Genomic DNA, 15,609 nt, shown 5'->3' on the forward strand with positions numbered 1-15,609 from the left:
ACATGAGCCGCCAATGGCAATACCTGCACAGCCCGGACTCACGCGCCAGCCTCTACCTGCGCGCCGCCAGCAAACGCAAGATCAGCGGCGATTCCCTGCCCGCCCACGGCTTGCGCAGTTTCATTCGCGTGCAGCCCGACACTCTGGCAGCCTACCGCCGGCTCTGCCATTTCACCGACGATGGTCGCCTGCCCGGCACCTACCCACATGTGATGGCCTTCACCCTGCAGCTTCAGCTGCTGACCTCCCACGACTTCCCTTTCCCGTTGCTCGGGCTGGTGCACCTGCACAATCGCATCGACGTGCTGCGCCCGCTAGGCGGCATCGACGGGCTGCGCTTTGCGGTGTACGCCGACAATCTGCAGGCGCATGCCAAGGGCGGCACCTTTGACCTGGTCACCGAAGCCGAGGATGGTCTGGGCCTGCTCTGGCGTGAAACCAGCCGCATGCTGGTACGCGGCCTGAAGCTGGATGGGCAGCTGGACGGTAGCGAAGAGAGCGAGCCTGCAGTCCTGCCGGAAGTCACCCGCTGGTACGCCGACGGTGATATCGGCCGGCGCTACGCCAAGGTCTGTGGCGACTACAACCCGATTCACCTGAGTGCCGTCAGCGCACGCCTGTTCGGCTTCCCCAAGGCCATCGCCCACGGCATGTGGAGCAATGCCATGGCATTGGCGGCCTTGCGTACGCACATACCGAACAGTGGCTATCGCTTCGAAGCGGGCTTTCGCAAACCGGTGCGTTTGCCGTCCGAGGTTGTCCTCAGTGCCAGCGAAGCAGGGCCGGCGGGCGAATTACGGTTGGACGGTCACGGTGGGGTGCTGCACATGGTCGGGCGTTGGGCAGTGCTCTAGCGCCCTGATTGCACTTGCTTTGCATCGGGCCTGCGCAGAAGCTATGCAGCATTAGGAGAGCCCGATGAACCTGCAAGAAATCACCCAACGCCTGCACCAGATCCGCGACAACAACGACTGGCGCGGCTTCCACAGCCCAAAGAACCTGGCCATGGCCGCCAGCGTCGAAATGGCCGAGCTGGTGGAAATCTTCCAGTGGCTGAGCGAAGACCAATCGCGCCAGCTGCCCGCCGATCAGCTGGCCCATGCCGGCCAGGAAGTTGGCGATGTGGTCCTCTACCTGTTGCTGCTGTGCAGCGAACTGGGCTTGGACATGGAGCAGGTGGTGCGTGCCAAGCTGGCCGACAGCGAGAGGCGTTTCGCACGATGAACGACCGTCACTTCGATGAACTGGCCACACGCTTTGCCGAGAAGATCTACGGCGGCGCCAAGGGCGCGATACGCCTGGCCGTGCTCCAGGCCGACCTGGCCGATGTTCTGCCCGATCGGCCGCTGCGGGTGCTCGACATCGGCGCCGGCCTCGGCCACATGGCCTTGTGGCTGGCCCAGCGCGGGCACGAGGTAACCCTGGCCGAGCCCGCCGCACCGATGTTAGAAGGTGCCCAGGCGCGCTTTGCAGAAGCGGGCCAAGCGGCCACTTTCATCCAGGCGCCTTGGCAAGACCTGCTGGGCCAGCTCACCGAGCCGTATGACCTTGTGCTGTGCCACGCCGTGCTGGAATGGCTGGCCGAACCGCAAAGCATTCTGCCAGTCCTGCATCAGCTGACGGCCCCCGGTGGCTGGCTGTCGCTGGCGTTCTACAACCGCGACGCGCTGGTCTACCGCAACCTGCTCAAGGGTCATTTCCGCAAGCTGCGCAGCAACCGCCTGGAAGGCGAAAAACAGAGCCTGACCCCGCAGAAACCGCTTGATCCACGGGAGCTCAAGGCGCAACTTGAAGTCATGTGGCAAGTCGAAAGCGAAAGTGGCGTGCGCGTCTTCCACGACTACATGCCCAAGGAATTCCAGGACAAGGCCGAGCTGCTCGACCTGCTGGAAATGGAATTGGCCCACCGCCGTCATCCAAGCTTCGCCGGGCTCGGCCGCTACCTGCACTGGATGTGCCGCCCCCACTGACTGCGCCCCTCCAGGAGGGATACATGCCGTACCGTCTGTTGTGCCTGGCACTGCTGCCGCTCACCCTGGCCGCCTGCCAGGCCAGCAACCCTTACGTGGCCAGCAGCCGCCCGCTGCCGCCGGCCCCTGCGCAAGCGGCCAATACCTTCGACGCCAGTGCCTACCCGGCACCGCCGCGCGATTATGGGCACTACCGCAGCTGGAGCTGGCGTAACGGCGAACTGCCCAGCGGCAATGTTGACGCCGACCCGGGGCTGATTGCCGACGCTGTCAGCGGCGCCTTGGACCAACATGGCCTGCGCCCGGCCCGGGGCGCGACTGGCGACCTGCTGGTGAGCGCCGACCTGCGCCTGGAGCGGCGCCTGCGCCAGGTGCGTGACTATGACTACGACCCCTACTACGGCCCGTACCCTTACGGCGGTGTCGGCTTTGGCGGCTACCGCAATGGTTATGGCGCCTACGGCAGCGTGCCGATCGTACGCACCTACGAGGTGGAAGTGATGGTGGTGCGCATCGACCTGTTCGATGCCCGCAACGGCCAGCCGGTGTGGAGCGCCAGTGCTGAAAGCGGCAGCGACAAAGGCTTGCCGCGCGATCGCGAAACCGCCTTGCGCGAATCGGTTCACAAGGCGCTCAGCGGCTATCCTCCCAGTTAATGCCTAACGGAGAACCATCATGTTGCGCCGCCTCGTTCTACTGTCATTCGCGTTGTTGCTCACTGCCTGCTCGAGCAACAACGTTCAGCAGGATTTCGACGCCAGTCGCGATTTTGCTGCGTATCGCAGCTGGGCATGGCAGGAACCGGGCCTGCAATATCGCCCGGATGACCCACGCATCAAGAGCGACCTGACCGAGCAGCGCATTCGCGCGGCAGTCGCCGACCAGCTCGACCAGCGCGGCCTGCGCCCTGCCCAAGGCAATGCCAGGCCTGATGTCACCGTCCGCGCCTACCTGATCGTCGAACAGCGCCAGCAACAGATCACCACCAACTATGGCGGCGCCTGGGGCGGCTACTGGAATGGCTACTGGGGCGGGCCGATGTACAACGAAACCCGCAGTGTCGACTACAAGGTGGCAACCATCCAGATCGACATGTTCGATGGCCATGACGGCAAGCTGGTCTGGCGCGGCAGTGCCGAACAGATCATGAACAACTACCCGCCTAGCCCCGACGAGCGTAACAGCGCGATCCAGAAGACCATTGCCCAGGTGCTTGGCAATTACCCTCCGGGCCGGGTGAAGTAAAGTCATCGATGAGGGCCGCTTTGCGGCCCTCTTTGCGACACAAGGCTGCTCCCACAACGACCTTTTTACCGCCCTGCACTGCCCGTTCGTCAGATCGCGTCTACCCTGATTAGGAAACCTGACTGAACGGGTAGAAGTGTTCAACGACTGGGAAAGGCGGCCTGCCGATGCAAAGCATTGTTCTCCTGATGTGGCTTGCCTTGTGCACTGAACAAGATATCCGCGAGCGCCAGATCGCCAACATGCTGACCCTCGGGTTCGCCTCAGGCGCCTTGGCCTGGCTGTTCGCCACGGGTCACACCTGGATCGGCGCCGATGCCAGCGACGCTGGCTGGGCCCTGGCCATCGTCATGCTGCTGACGCTGCCCGGCTATATGCTGGGCCGTTTCGGCGCCGACGACGTCAAGCTGATGGGCGCGCTGGCCCTGGCGACCAGCCCGCAATACGTGCTCGGAACCTTTATTGGTGCTGGCGTCAGTGTGCTGCTCTGGCTGCTTTCCCGAAGGCGCCTGTGGACGTTGCTCAACCCAAAAGTGAAGAAGCGCCTTACCGCCCTGACCGAAGAGATGGGCGACAAGCAGGCCTTCGTCCCCTATGTGTTGGCGGGCTTTCTGCTCACGGCTGTATGGATCCAATGACCAACCCTGCTGTCCGATCCCTTGTACAAACCTTGTACAAAGTCGTAAGCAGCGTCTATTTTTAAGCTGCCAGAGCGTCTGGCCCGGGAGCAGGGCCAACTACGAACAGGGAGTTGATCGTGGATAAGTCATTCAGTGAGGTGAAGGTTCTGGTCGTCGACGACCAGCCTCTGATTGTTGAACAGTTATGCGTTTTCCTGGAAACCCAGGGCTACCACTGCGTGGGGGCCCATGCTACCGACGAAGCCATCGAACGCTTCATAGCTGACGCATCCATTGGCTTGGTGTTGTGCGACCTGCACATGCCCGATCGTGATGGCATAGAACTGATGCGGGCTCTGAAAGACATTGCCGGGAAGCAGCGCATGTTCGAAGCGATCATGCTCACCGGTCGCGCCGACAAGCAGGACGTGATCCGCGCCTTGCGCGAGGGTTTCGCCGATTACTACCAGAAACCCATGGACCTCGACGAGCTGATCGAGGGCGTGCGCCGCCAGGAACAAGTGCTACTTGAGCGCAAGGCCAACCTCCAGGACCTGGGCAATCTCAACCAGCGCCTGCAGGACCTGGCGGGCTCCATCGACGATCTCTATCAAGACCTGGAAAAGGCCCGCGGCCAGGGCGTACACCGCCGCGCCAGCGACGTCGTAGAAGAGACGGAAAGCGAACTGCCGGCGGCGTTCGAAAAACTGTCACCGCGGCAGCTGGAAGTTGCCCGGCTGGTGAGCAAGGGCAAGACCAACTACCAGATTGCCTGTGAACTGGGCATCACCGAAAACACCGTGAAACTGTATGTGTCGCAGGTGTTGCGATTGACCCACATGCACAACCGCACACAGCTGGCGCTGGCGTTGACGCCGAGTTCCTCACCTGTACACCAGCGATTTACAACTCATTAGACATTACCCACCGGTTACTCAGATCAACACCGTGTAGTCACGCAGGGCATTTGCCGTCATGGGCAAGCCCTGTCTGAGTATGCATTCGACGAACTCCACTGCAGTGAACCGTGAACGTTTCAGGCTGCGCCGCATATCCGCTGCGGCCTCAAGGACGCCAGCCCGGTCCTGGCGCCAAAGCTCCATAATGAATTCGTCAGGATGCAGGGCTGTTACTGAGAAACCCTGAAGTACCGATAAAGGGAAGTCTCTCAAGTTGAATGTGACGATGACCTGCGCATTGCAAGCGATCGCAGCTGCAAGCACATGCACATCATCAGGGTCTGGCAGCTCCAGCGATTCTCGAAAGTATTCATAGCCGGATACCAAAGCGTCCGGAATCGCGGCTTCCATCAGCTTAGAGAGTCGATCCAGTTGATCACGTGTCAGGTCCTTTCGATTGCAAAGCAGGTTGCGTTTCCACTCTTCATCAATCTCGCGCGTCCACTTGGCCCGGTACAGGCCCTTTCCTCCCAGCCTCAGCAATAGGTCGCGAAGCGGAGCCGGGTAAAGTACGCAAGCATCACAGATGGCAGTGAACGCGACTTCCCGCATCAGTAGCCCTGCCCCAGTTCCTCCGAGTACGCTGCAAGCTCATCCAGCGCCTTGTGGCTGGCCGCATCACGCCGTTGCTTGTACTCCATCAGGTCGGAAAACAGTACCCGGCGATGTCGCCCTGCCTTGTGAAAGGGCAGAGCCCCCTCCTCCAACAACTTGACTAGGTGTGGTCGAGAAACATTGATGATGTCAGCTGCTTCCTGGGTAGTCAGCTCAGCATGTACAGGCACTACACGCACTGAGTTCCCTTGCGCCAGCTCACCCAGAATATCGACCAGCAAGCGCAATGCACTGGTTGGCAGTTCCACCGTATGCGCCTGGCTGGAGGCGTCATAGATCTGGATTCGCTGCATATCTGCCTGCGTGCACAGATAAGCAGCCAGGTCTCTCTGCCCCTGCAGCGCCGCCGCAACCTCACGGGCTTCTGGAAAATCGGTTTTTGAAGAAATGCTCATGATCACGCTCTCATGTGTCATGCGGGTCACCCTCGATGCTAATCGAAATAAACGAAAACTCAAGCATGTGCATCACGCAGAGAGCTCTTTCACATTTGCCCAGAAGGTTAGGGTGGTAGCCGTTCCAGAGACAATCAGACGCCAGCCGCTGTAGTTCGTAGGACTTTTCCCAAAACTTGCGTCACCAGCGAAAAAGGGCTTTATAACCGTAGGCTCAAATTGATGACCAAGCGCGCTTCACGACTCATGCTATCAAGCGCCAGATCTGCCAGAGGTTTGGCCACTTCCAATGCCACAATGCCGTATCGACCATCGCCAAGCCGCACACCCAATGCGGCCGAACGCATCCTGGCATCTTCGAAAGGCCCAGCGTTGTACCAGGCCTGCGCAGCATCCAGCAGCGCATAAGGCTGCACTAGCCTGATCCAGCCAGCACCGGGCTGGATGCTGTAGTTCAACTCGTACGCCACACCCCAGCCCTTGTCCCCCGCCGCCTGGTCCTGCGGGTAGCCATGGCCGAAGTTCTGCCCGCCGAATACCGCATGTTCACTGTCGGGCAGCCGGTCATCCGTCCAGTACAAGGCGCCTGACAGCACGCCCTGCCAGCGCTGCAACAGCTGGTCGCTCTGCAACCCGGCCACGCGAAAACGCAGGAAGTCCATGTCGTAGTCGGCATCGCTGCGTGCGCCCAGATAATCCAGCCCCTGATACACCCCGGCGCTGACCATGCGCAGCCGCCCGGGCTCGACCTTGCGCCAGTCACCTTCGAACGACAGCGCGCGTACGTAGGTGTCATTACGCCCCAGATCGCCAGAAAGGTCGTCGTTATGCTCGGTGACCGAATAGACATGCCCTGTGACCGCCAGCCATTCATCTGCGGTGACGATCACTGGCTGGCCAAGCCCGATCGCATAGCGCTCGCTTTCGATTCTCTGGAGCAACGGCGAGCCATGCTCCAGGCGCGCCGGTGTGCGCGGCTCGCTACGGTAGCGAGCGGCCGACAGCAGCAGCTGACTGCCCTGCGCATCGAGGTGCTGGCTGTAATCCAGGCGCTGGTACTCGGTGTGGTCATCGCCCGGCGGCAGCAGCACGCTGGCCGTCAGCTGCTCGGCAGAGCGGGTCTGGGCATTGCTGGCAACCTTGAACAGTCCCTGCAGGCCTTCGCGGCTGCCATCGCTGAGCGTCATTGCCGCATCGAAGGGCTTGCGCAAGGCATCGATTGTAAGCCGCGCGGCGCCCTCGCTGCGCTCGACCTGGGTCAGATGCGCCTGCAGCGTCACGCCGGGGATGCGCTGGGCCAGGCCGATGAAGCGGTCGAGCGTCGCCTGGGTCAGCGGGCGTTCAGCCTTCAAGCGTTCCTGCAACTGGTCGAGGTAAGCGCCAGCGGGCCCAATGTTCCCTTCACGCCGAACGTCGTGGACATACCCCTCGACCAGCACGACATGCACGCGACCATCGGCAAAATCCTGGTCTGGCAGATACGCCTGCGATAGCAGGTAGCCGTCGCGCTGGTAGCGCTGGGTCAGGCGTTCGGTGAACTGCAGCAGCTCGCCAACACTCACTTCGCGGCCAATCAATGGCTGGTAATGATCGCGCAACTCGCTCAACGGGTAGACCGTACCGCCCTCGAAGCGCACTTTGTGCAACACCAAGCGAGTCTCCAGGGGCAGCGTGTCAGCCGCGGCCCTGGGCGGCTCCAGGTACAGGCTCGGGGCAAATGGACGGTAGGCTTCGATCGGCAGGTTCGGGCCGGGCAGGCGGCGCTCGTATTCATGGCCATCGAGAAACACTGGCAAGGCCTCGGCAATCACCAGACTGGCCCAGGGCAACAGCAGCAGGAGCATCAGCAGAAGACGCATAGGACGCTCCACAATCCCCTGGGTAGCAGGGCGTCGGCCGGCCTCACCCGTCATTTGCAAGCGTAGGTGTTGCCCCGGTAAACGTCTAACCCCTAATCGTTGACCTGAAACGCTACCCGCGCCGTCTCTCCGCTTTCGTCCAAGGCACTGAGTTCGAACTGCCCGGTCTGTTCGAAACGTACCAGCACACTGTCCTGCCCCTCGCTTTCGCCCAGCGGCTGACCGTTGAGGAACCACCAGCGACGCCCGCCACCGCCGAGGGCAGAGACGTGCAGCTGCAAGGGTTCGCTGCTGGTGGCCGGGCGCCGCAGGTTGTCGCCGGGGCGTACGCCGACGATGGACAGCGGCGGCGCGCTGGCCGGTACTTGGGGCGGGCAGCTCGGGTCCACCGCCGGCAGCCGTGCCGCACGCCGCTCGACACGTGGCAGCCAAGGCTCCAGTGGTGCCGGCCACAAGGCGAGGTCGAGCGCCTTGGCGCCTGGGCAACTGCCGTCCACGCGCAGGCCTTGGGCATTGACCCAGATGCTCTCGCGCAGCCCAAGACCGAGGGGCTGGTCGGCGGCCTGCAACGTGGGAGGTGTGGTGCCATCGAGGGTCCAGGCAAAGCGCTGGCGTCGGCAGTTCGGGTCCTGCCGGTTCATGGGCTGACCCAGCGGCCAGCAGATGGCCGCCACGCCAACGCTCGCGGGCACGCGCTCCACCGGTACGCGGATGCCCCGCTGGCTATCGCGGTTGCTCAGCAAGTCATGCACCTGCAACATCAGCGGGGCCGCCGAGGCCAGGCCGAACTGCCCGGGCACCGGCGTGCCATCGGGGCGGCCAATCCACACCCCGATCAAGTAGCGCGGCCCTACGCCGATCGACCAGGCATCACGAAAGCCATAGCTGGTACCGGTCTTCCAGGCCAGTTGCGGGCGCTGCACCAGCTCGGCATGCGGGTCGCGGTCGGGCCTCGCCTGGCCACTGAGGATGCGCCGGATGATCCAGGCCGCACCCGGTGACATCAGCCGCCGCTCCAGCAGCGGATCTTGCGGTTGCAGGCGAACGTGCGCGCTGTTGCCGCCCCGGGCCAGTGCCGCGTAGCCGCCGACCAAGTCCTCCAGACGGCTACCGGCACCGCCCAGAATCAACGCCAGGTTGGGTTCGGCCAGCGGCGGCAGCGCCAGCGGCATGCCAGCCATGCGCAGTTGCGCGGCGAAGCGCTTGGGCCCATAGGCTTCGAGCAACTGCACTGCTGGCAGGTTGAGCGACAGCGCCAGCGCCGAACTGGCCGACACCGGGCCGCTGAAGCCCATCGAGAAATTACCGGGGCGGTAGTCGCCGTACCGACGCGGCACATCCTGCAGCAGCGACTCGGAGTGGATCAGGCCGTCATCCATGGCCAAGCCGTAAAGAAAGGGCTTGAGCGTCGAGCCTGGCGAACGCAACGAGCGGACCATGTCGACATGGCCAAAACGGCGCTCGTCGCTCAGGTCGATCGAGCCGAGGTAGGCGCGTACCGCCATGGTCTGTGCCTCGACCACCAGGATTGCCGCAGAGGTGCGCTCCGGCAGCCGCGCCCGCCAACCCAGCAGCAGGTCCTCCAGGCGCCGTTGCAGCGAGGCGTCGAGGGTGGTGCGAATCAACGTCGGGCTGTCAGCGGTGTTCAGCCGGCGCGCCAGCAAGGGGGCCAGCGCGGGTTCCTGACGCGGGGCCAGCAGCAGAGGTTCTTCGATAGCTTCCTTGATCTGTTGCGCCGGCCACACCTGATACTCCTGCAGACGCTGCAGCACTTTGTCGCGTGCATGCTGGGCGCGTGCGGGATGGCGGTCCGGACGCAAGCGGCTCGGTGCCTGCGGCAACACCGCCAGCAATGCGGCCTCGGCGGGCGTGAGGTGCTGCGGGGACTTGCCCAGGTAAGCCCAACTGGCCGCTGCCACGCCCTGCAAACTGCCGCCGAACGGGGCACGGTTCAGGTAGATCTGCAGGATCTCGCGCTTGGACAGGTGCCACTCCAGCTGCGCCGTGCGCCAAAGCTGCCGCAGCTTGCCGGCCAGGGTACGGTCGTGCGGGTCGAGCAGGCGCGCTACCTGCATCGACAAGGTACTGCCGCCAGACACCACCCGCCCGCCACGCAGGTTGAGCCAGGCCGCGCGCGCCAAGGCCAGCGGGTTGACCCCAGGGTGGCGATAGAACCAGCGGTCCTCGTAGGTCAGCAGGGCCTGCAGGTACAGCGGCGAAACGTCCTCGGGGCTGACCGGGTAGCGCCACACGCCGTCAGCATCGGCAAAGCGCCACAGCGGCGTGCCGTCCTCGGCCAACACCACCCGCGCCAGGTCATTGCCCGGCATCGGCAACGGCCAGATGCGGTCGGCCAGCCATAACAGGCCGAGCAGCAACAGCACACCGATCACGGTTGCGCGCACAAGCCTTGCCGCTCGGGTACGTGGCCGGGCTAAGCTTGGCATCGGGAACCGACCTGGCCAGGTAATGGCCAAAGGCTTGGGAACGGCAAACGTGCCGATTCGTTCATCAGGAAGCAACTATGCATGTAGAAGGTTTTTTCGAGTGGCTTGGCCAGGCACTGGGCTCGTTGATCCGCTTTATCGTCGACGTGATGAGTGGCCTGTTCAACCTGCTGGCCAACGCGGGGGGTAATTTCATCGATGGCCTGGCACGCACGTTGGGCATGGACACCTCGCTGGTCAGCATCCTCGCCCTGATCATCGGCTTGATGCTGCTGTACTCGGCGATCCGCGCCTTCATGCGTGCCTCGATCATCCTTGGGATCATCTGGCTGGTGCTGGGGCTGTGGGTGATGAGCTGGGTCATTCACTGATTGTAGGAGCGGCCTTGTGTCGCGAATGGGTGCGAAGCGCCCCCTGATCTCCAGCCAGACAGCTGAAATTGCCGGGGCCGCTTCGCGGCCCGTTCGCGACACGAGGCCGCTCCTACAGGATCCGCGAAGCCTTAGCGCGCTTTTACCGTCATCTCTGCTTGCCCATCCCCTACTGCCTGCAGGTTCGGCCGGTACATCGACTCCACCTGCGGCGGTGGCACCCGGTAGGTGCCCGGGGTCACCGCCCGCGCCAGGTACAACAGGTGCGTGGTGCCATAACCGTCGAGCTTGAGCGCTGCCACGTAGCGGTCATCACGGTACTCCTGGTGCACCACGCTGGCGTTCTGCATCGACTCGCGCCACTGCTTCACCGCGCTGCTGGCGTTGTCCAGGCTGGCGGCGCTCTGGGCCAGGTTCTGGTTTTCCAGTTCCAGGCCCGCCGGCAGCAGGTCGACCACCAGGGCATCCGGCACGCGATCGGTGGCCTTGAGTGCCAGGTGCACCAATACCAGATCACCGCTACGCACGTTGTGCAGGTCCAGTGCCTGGCCGTTCATGCCCAGGTACTCACGACGGATCTCCATGCCATTGCCACCGGCGGCAGGCGCCTGACGTGGGTAACCCGACAGGGTCAATTGCTGATAGAGCGTTTCATTGCCTTCGTTCTGCACGCTCAGCGGCGAGGCCAGCAACGCCCCTTCGAGCTTCATGCCCGCTTCGACGTTATTGAACTCACGCACTTCACCGGCACTGTCCAGGCGTGCCTTCCACGCTGCTTCCGGCTTGCCCAGCAGACCACGGCCCGCCAGGTACAGGGCGTTGCGTTCCTGGGTCGACAACCAGCGGTTGGCCGCCAACTCGTCCGACAGGGCAAACAGCCGCTGGTCGACCTGGTTGCTGGCCAGTTTGCTCTCCTGCAACAGCGCCAGGATCAGCGCCTGGTCGCGCAGGCTGCTGCCGTAGTCGGCCATCCAGCCCTTGCTGCGGCTGATACCCAGCCCTGCCTGTAGAGCCTGTTCGGCGCGCGGCTTGTCGCCCATCGTATCCAGCGCCACCGCCAGTTGTACCAGCGGCAGGCCGGAGCGGGCATCGGCGCGGCGCTCGAACAGGCTGCGCAGGGCACCCAGCGGTGCCTGCTGGCTGCGCGACAGCACCAGTGCGGCATAGGCCTGCACGGCAAAGCGGGTGTGCTCGGCGTTCTCGCTGTAGTCGACTTCGATCAGGTTGCGTTCCTGCAGGTAGCGCAGCAGGCGCTCGTTGGCCTTCTTCAAGGCCTCGGCTGGCACACCGTAGCCTTGGTCGCGGGCACGCAGCAGGAAGTCGGTGACATAGGCGGTCAGCCAGTATTCCTCTTCACTGTCCGAGCTCCACAGGCCGAAGCTGCCGTTGTAGCGTTGCATGCCCAGCAAGTGCTCGATGCCCATCTCGATCTTGCGCTTGCGCACCTCGGCCGGTTCACCCTTGATGCCCAAGCGTTTGAGGCTTTCGGCATCGGCGTACAACGACGGATACAGACCGCTGGTGGTCTGCTCCAGGCAGCCATAAGGGTAGGCTTCGAGGGCGCGGATCTGCTCGGCCAGGTTCAGCGGTGGCCGGCTCGACAGCGCCAGGCTGGCTTCCAGGCCGGCTGGCTCGAAGGCGGCCAGGTCACTTTCCGGAAGGGTCCATGGCTGGTCCTTGAGGGCCACGCGGTAATGCTTGAGCATCGCCGGGTAAGCTGGGCGCACGCCCAAGGTCCATTCGCGCTCGAAGGCGTTTGCCGGTTCGCCCGGCAGTTGCAAGCCTGTTACCCGCACATGCACCTTGCCCTGGCCCAGGCCGCCCTGGGCCTGCACCGGAATCAGCAAGGTCTGGCGCTGGCCCTTGGCCAGGGCGACGCTCTGCTGAGCGCTGGCCGTCAGGTTCAGCTGGCCTTCGGTGGTGATTTCGACGTTCAGTTGCTGGGCGCTACCGGACAGGTTGGCCAGGTCCAGTGCCAGGCTGGTACGGTCACCGCCCGCCAGGAAGCGCGGTGCCGACAATTCGGCAATCAGCGGCGCGGCCACAACCGTCTTGCCCTCGGCCATGCCGAAGTGCTCGTCGGTCCAGGCCTGGGCCATCAGCCGCAGCTCGCCATTGAAGTCGGGAATATCGACCGTCGCCTCACCCTCACCCTGGTCATTCAGGGTCACCGGCAGGCTTTGCTGGGCAACGATGGTCACCGTGGTGTTGGGGCGCTTGCCGCCTTTGGCCATCGCCGCGTCACCGCCGAAGGCCAGGCTGGCCAGGCGGCCCTGACCGGCTTCGATCAGCTGGCCGTAGATGTCCAGCTGGTCGGCGCCGTAGGCCTTGCGACCGAACAGGCTAGCGAACGGGTCGGGGGTCTTGAAGTCGGTGATGTTGAGGATGCCCACGTCGACTGCAGACAGCAGCACATGCACCTGCTTCGGCACGCTGCCATCGGCATCGGCAGCCTTGATCTTCACTGTCAGCGGCTGCTTGGGCCGCATTTTCTCCGGCGCCTGCAGGGTAACCGCGAGCTTGCGCTCAGCACGCGCCAACGGCAGGTGCAGCACGCCGACGGCGCGCTTGGGCGTGGCGTTGGCCTTGCGCTCACCCGGGCGGATCACCAGCGCGCTGATGTACAGGTCGTGGCGCGCCCATTTCTGATCCAGCTGCACATCGAAGGTCTTGCCCTCGGCGGGCACCTCGATTTCCTGCCACCACAGCGGGCCATCGCTGGACTCGATCATCAGGTAGCCGCTGCCGGCCGCAGGCGGGGTCACGGTGACCTTGGCGGTGGCGCCATCGGCATAGGCCGGCTTGTCCAGCGCCAGCTTCACCTGGTCCGGGCGCACCGCGCCGCCTTCGGCGTTGTCCTGGGCGCGGTAACCGGCCCAGAAGCGCTCGCTGGAAACCAGACCGGTCTCGGGGTCTTCCACCTCGACCCGGTATGGGCCCCATTCCACCTGGAAGCTCAACTTGGCGGTGGAGCCTGCCTTGACGCTGATGGTTTCCTCGCTCTGGGTGAGGAATTTCTCGTTGTAGTTGTAGCTCCAGCCATCGCTCTGCGAGTAGTTCCAGTAGTAGTCGCGGCGCTCGCGAATCAGGCGCACCTTCAGGTCGTTGGCGGCGAGCTTGTTGCCCGCGCGGTCGGCCACCAGGAATTCGAATTCCACAGGGCCATCACTGTCGGTTTCCTCACCATCGAACAGGCCGCGCAGGCCAGGCAGGCGCTCGGCAGGCCAGATCGGTTGCTCGAGGCGGCGAGTGATCGGCCGGCCGCCGGACTCCTGCAGGCTGGCCTGCACGGTCAGTTGCAGCGGAGAACGTGCTGCGGCCCACTGGCTCTCGATATCGACCACTGCCTTGCCGGCCTGGTCGAGGGTGACTTCGTCAAGCTCCAGGTCCTGAGTCAGTTCGGTTTCGGTAACCGAGCCAAACTGGTAGCCCGGCAGCGCCGGCACCGCTTCGCGCAGTGGGCGCACATAGGCTTGGCCACTCAGGCGATTGCCGGCAGCCGGAGCACCGTAGAGGTAGCGGCCATTGACCTGGATGCGCGCATCTTCCTCGGGTGACAGGGGTGTGTCGCTGCCCTTGAGCTCCAGCGCCAAGCGCTCGGGGAGGAAGTCTTCGACCAGGAATTCGTAAACCTGCTTGCGCCCACCGCCGAGGTCGAGCAGCAGTTGCCAGCGGCCAGTCGGCGCCTCCGTGGCCAGTTGCAGCTGGTATTGATACAGGCCATTGGCGTCGGCTTCCCAGACGAACTTGCGGCTGACCTGCTCATCCGGGCGACGCACTTCCACGCTGACGGGTTGAGCCTTGACCGGCTTGCCGTCCTGGTCGCGCAGCAGGCCGTTGAGCAGCACCGTTTCACCCGGGCGGTAGAGGTCGCGCGGGCCGAAGATGAAGAACTGCAGCGGGTTGGCCTGGGGGCCGGTGATGTCGAACTCGGCCAGGTCCAGGGCTGCGGTGTTCAGGCGCAGCAGGGTGGTGTGCACGCCTTGGGTAGCAATCAGGGTGTCGGCCTTGGCCGTGATCGGCAGCTGGGCATGGCCGGCGCCATCGGTCTTGGCCTGAGCCAGCAGCTTGCCCTTGTCGTCATGCAGTTCGAGGTTGACGTCCTTGAGCGCCTTGCCGCCTTCCAGGGCCTGGGCGAAGACGTCCAGACGGTCGCGGTAGCGGTGGGCAGACACGCCAATGTCACTGAGGGTGAACAGCGTCGCCGGCTGCGAATAGTCGTAGGTACCCGAGGCACGCATCACGGCCAGGTACACACCAGGCTCCTGCAGCGGCTTGATCCCGGCGATCGGCAACAACACGGTCTCACGGGTGTTGCGCGCAGGGTTGAGGTCGAAGCGGCCGCTGTAGACCAGGTCGGCCATGTCCAAGGTTTCCTTGGACTGGTAGTAATACAGGCTGCTGTTGCGCCCCCAGCTGGCCAGGAAGGTCGAGAGCATCTCGGGCTTGACCCGGAAGAACTCGACATCGACCTTGGGTACGTTCAGCGCGATCACCGGCAGGCCTTCGGCCAGGCGCGTGGGCAGCAACGAGCCGCGGCTGGCGAAGCCGACGGTGGCTTGCATGTCGCGGGTTTCCAGGCGGCTCACCGATTCACTTTCAAGCTTGTTGCCGTTGACGGCCAGCAGGCCCTTGTCGACGGTCAACACCAGCTTGCGCTGCGGCTCCAGGTGGCGCAGGCGCAGTTCCATCTGATTGTCGGAGAGTTCCCAGGCGCCATCGACCTTGCCATTGACCGTATCGACCAGGTGCACCTTGTCGGCGAAGTCCTGCTTGGCGTCCAACGGTGCCGAGAAGCTGATCGACAGGGTGCTGGCGCCGTCGAGCTGCACCTCCGAGACGTCCAGCACGCTGAGCTCGCGCCCTTCGTAGCGTTTGGCAAGGACGGCAGGGTCCTCGCGCTTGGGCATCGGGGCCTCGACCGCAGCGCTCGCGGCGGTCTTTTCGGCGGGCGTGGGTTTGTTTGGTGTCGAGGAATCACAGGCACTGAGCAAGGCCAGCGCGCAGGCCAGCAACAATCCTTTGTTGAACATGGAGTGGGAACTCTTTGGTAGCGTGTACGTGAGGGCAGCAACTATAGCGCAACGGCGCGTGCAGCACGTTCATCGATGCGGCAAGTGAGACCGTG

13 protein-coding genes are annotated in these 15,609 nt (G+C 63.8%); 8 read left to right on the top strand and 5 right to left on the bottom strand.

Annotated features, from left to right (window positions below):
- Positions 1-2 precede the first annotated feature (2 nt).
- The 7 genes from APH28_RS14775 to APH28_RS14805 all read left to right on the top strand — a co-directional run bounded on the left by APH28_RS14775 (position 3) and on the right by APH28_RS14805 (position 4,752).
- A complete protein-coding gene (locus tag APH28_RS14775) occupies positions 3-854 on the top strand; it encodes a MaoC/PaaZ C-terminal domain-containing protein (protein ID WP_060510480.1) in 852 nt (283 codons plus the stop codon).
- 64 nt (positions 855-918) lie between these two features.
- Positions 919-1,224: a MazG-like family protein gene (locus APH28_RS14780; protein ID WP_060510482.1), complete on the top strand. Its 306-nt coding sequence runs from the start codon at positions 919-921 to the stop codon at positions 1,222-1,224.
- Positions 1,221-1,970, top strand: coding sequence for a methyltransferase (locus APH28_RS14785; RefSeq protein WP_060510484.1), 750 nt, complete (start codon positions 1,221-1,223; stop codon positions 1,968-1,970). Before APH28_RS14780 ends, APH28_RS14785 begins: the two co-directional genes overlap by 4 nt.
- A 23-nt stretch (positions 1,971-1,993) precedes the next feature.
- The gene (locus tag APH28_RS14790) at positions 1,994-2,626 is read left to right on the top strand and encodes a DUF4136 domain-containing protein (protein ID WP_060510485.1); all 633 of its coding nucleotides are present in this window, start codon (positions 1,994-1,996) and stop codon (positions 2,624-2,626) included.
- Between the two features lie 19 nt (positions 2,627-2,645).
- Positions 2,646-3,215 carry a DUF4136 domain-containing protein gene (locus APH28_RS14795; protein WP_060510488.1) on the top strand — a complete coding sequence of 190 codons (570 nt, stop codon included), beginning with the start codon at positions 2,646-2,648 and terminating at the stop codon, positions 3,213-3,215.
- A 167-nt stretch (positions 3,216-3,382) separates the two neighbouring features.
- On the top strand, positions 3,383-3,853 hold the full coding sequence (locus APH28_RS14800; protein WP_060510490.1) for an A24 family peptidase: 471 nt from the start codon (positions 3,383-3,385) through the stop codon (positions 3,851-3,853).
- A 113-nt stretch (positions 3,854-3,966) separates the two neighbouring features.
- Positions 3,967-4,752, top strand: a complete 786-nt coding sequence (locus APH28_RS14805) for a response regulator transcription factor (RefSeq protein ID WP_371263086.1) — start codon at positions 3,967-3,969, stop codon at positions 4,750-4,752.
- Positions 4,753-4,770: 18 nt separating this feature from the next.
- Here APH28_RS14805 and APH28_RS14810 read toward each other — a convergent pair whose 3' ends face one another.
- The 4 genes from APH28_RS14810 to pbpC all read right to left on the bottom strand — a co-directional run bounded on the left by APH28_RS14810 (position 4,771) and on the right by pbpC (position 10,110).
- A complete protein-coding gene (locus APH28_RS14810) occupies positions 4,771-5,346 on the bottom strand; it encodes a PIN domain-containing protein (protein WP_060510492.1) in 576 nt (191 codons plus the stop codon).
- Entirely contained in the window at positions 5,346-5,804 is a 459-nt protein-coding gene (locus APH28_RS14815) for a helix-turn-helix domain-containing protein (protein WP_060510494.1), read from the bottom strand. The genes APH28_RS14810 and APH28_RS14815 overlap by 1 nt, the downstream gene beginning before the upstream one ends.
- Positions 5,805-6,004: 200 nt before the next feature.
- Entirely contained in the window at positions 6,005-7,663 is a 1,659-nt protein-coding gene (locus APH28_RS14820) for a ShlB/FhaC/HecB family hemolysin secretion/activation protein (protein WP_060510495.1), read from the bottom strand.
- A gap of 92 nt (positions 7,664-7,755) precedes the next feature.
- The gene (gene pbpC / locus APH28_RS14825) at positions 7,756-10,110 is read right to left on the bottom strand and encodes a peptidoglycan glycosyltransferase PbpC (RefSeq protein ID WP_060510497.1); all 2,355 of its coding nucleotides are present in this window, start codon (positions 10,108-10,110) and stop codon (positions 7,756-7,758) included.
- 77 nt (positions 10,111-10,187) lie between these two features.
- On the opposite strand from pbpC, the gene APH28_RS14830 reads away from it, so the two are divergent.
- Positions 10,188-10,481, top strand: coding sequence for a hypothetical protein (locus tag APH28_RS14830; RefSeq protein ID WP_060510499.1), 294 nt, complete (start codon positions 10,188-10,190; stop codon positions 10,479-10,481).
- A gap of 131 nt (positions 10,482-10,612) precedes the next feature.
- Here the strand turns inward: APH28_RS14830 and APH28_RS14835 are convergent, their stop codons facing one another.
- Entirely contained in the window at positions 10,613-15,514 is a 4,902-nt protein-coding gene (locus APH28_RS14835) for an alpha-2-macroglobulin (RefSeq protein ID WP_060510501.1), read from the bottom strand.
- Positions 15,515-15,609: the final 95 nt, after the last annotated feature.

It is taken from the genome of Pseudomonas sp. NBRC 111124, assembly GCF_001320245.1.
GTDB lineage: Bacteria > Pseudomonadota > Gammaproteobacteria > Pseudomonadales > Pseudomonadaceae > Aquipseudomonas.

Coding starts and splice junctions, on each gene's coding strand:
- APH28_RS14775 (WP_060510480.1), top strand. CDS start 3: ATGAGCCGCCAATGGCAATACCTGCACAGCCCGGACTCACGCGCCAGC.
- APH28_RS14780 (WP_060510482.1), top strand. CDS start 919: ATGAACCTGCAAGAAATCACCCAACGCCTGCACCAGATCCGCGACAAC.
- APH28_RS14785 (WP_060510484.1), top strand. CDS start 1,221: ATGAACGACCGTCACTTCGATGAACTGGCCACACGCTTTGCCGAGAAG.
- APH28_RS14790 (WP_060510485.1), top strand. CDS start 1,994: ATGCCGTACCGTCTGTTGTGCCTGGCACTGCTGCCGCTCACCCTGGCC.
- APH28_RS14795 (WP_060510488.1), top strand. CDS start 2,646: ATGTTGCGCCGCCTCGTTCTACTGTCATTCGCGTTGTTGCTCACTGCC.
- APH28_RS14800 (WP_060510490.1), top strand. CDS start 3,383: ATGCAAAGCATTGTTCTCCTGATGTGGCTTGCCTTGTGCACTGAACAA.
- APH28_RS14810 (WP_060510492.1), bottom strand. CDS start 5,346: ATGCGGGAAGTCGCGTTCACTGCCATCTGTGATGCTTGCGTACTTTAC.
- APH28_RS14815 (WP_060510494.1), bottom strand. CDS start 5,804: ATGAGCATTTCTTCAAAAACCGATTTTCCAGAAGCCCGTGAGGTTGCG.
- APH28_RS14820 (WP_060510495.1), bottom strand. CDS start 7,663: ATGCGTCTTCTGCTGATGCTCCTGCTGCTGTTGCCCTGGGCCAGTCTG.
- pbpC (WP_060510497.1), bottom strand. CDS start 10,110: ATGCCAAGCTTAGCCCGGCCACGTACCCGAGCGGCAAGGCTTGTGCGC.
- APH28_RS14830 (WP_060510499.1), top strand. CDS start 10,188: ATGCATGTAGAAGGTTTTTTCGAGTGGCTTGGCCAGGCACTGGGCTCG.
- APH28_RS14835 (WP_060510501.1), bottom strand. CDS start 15,514: ATGTTCAACAAAGGATTGTTGCTGGCCTGCGCGCTGGCCTTGCTCAGT.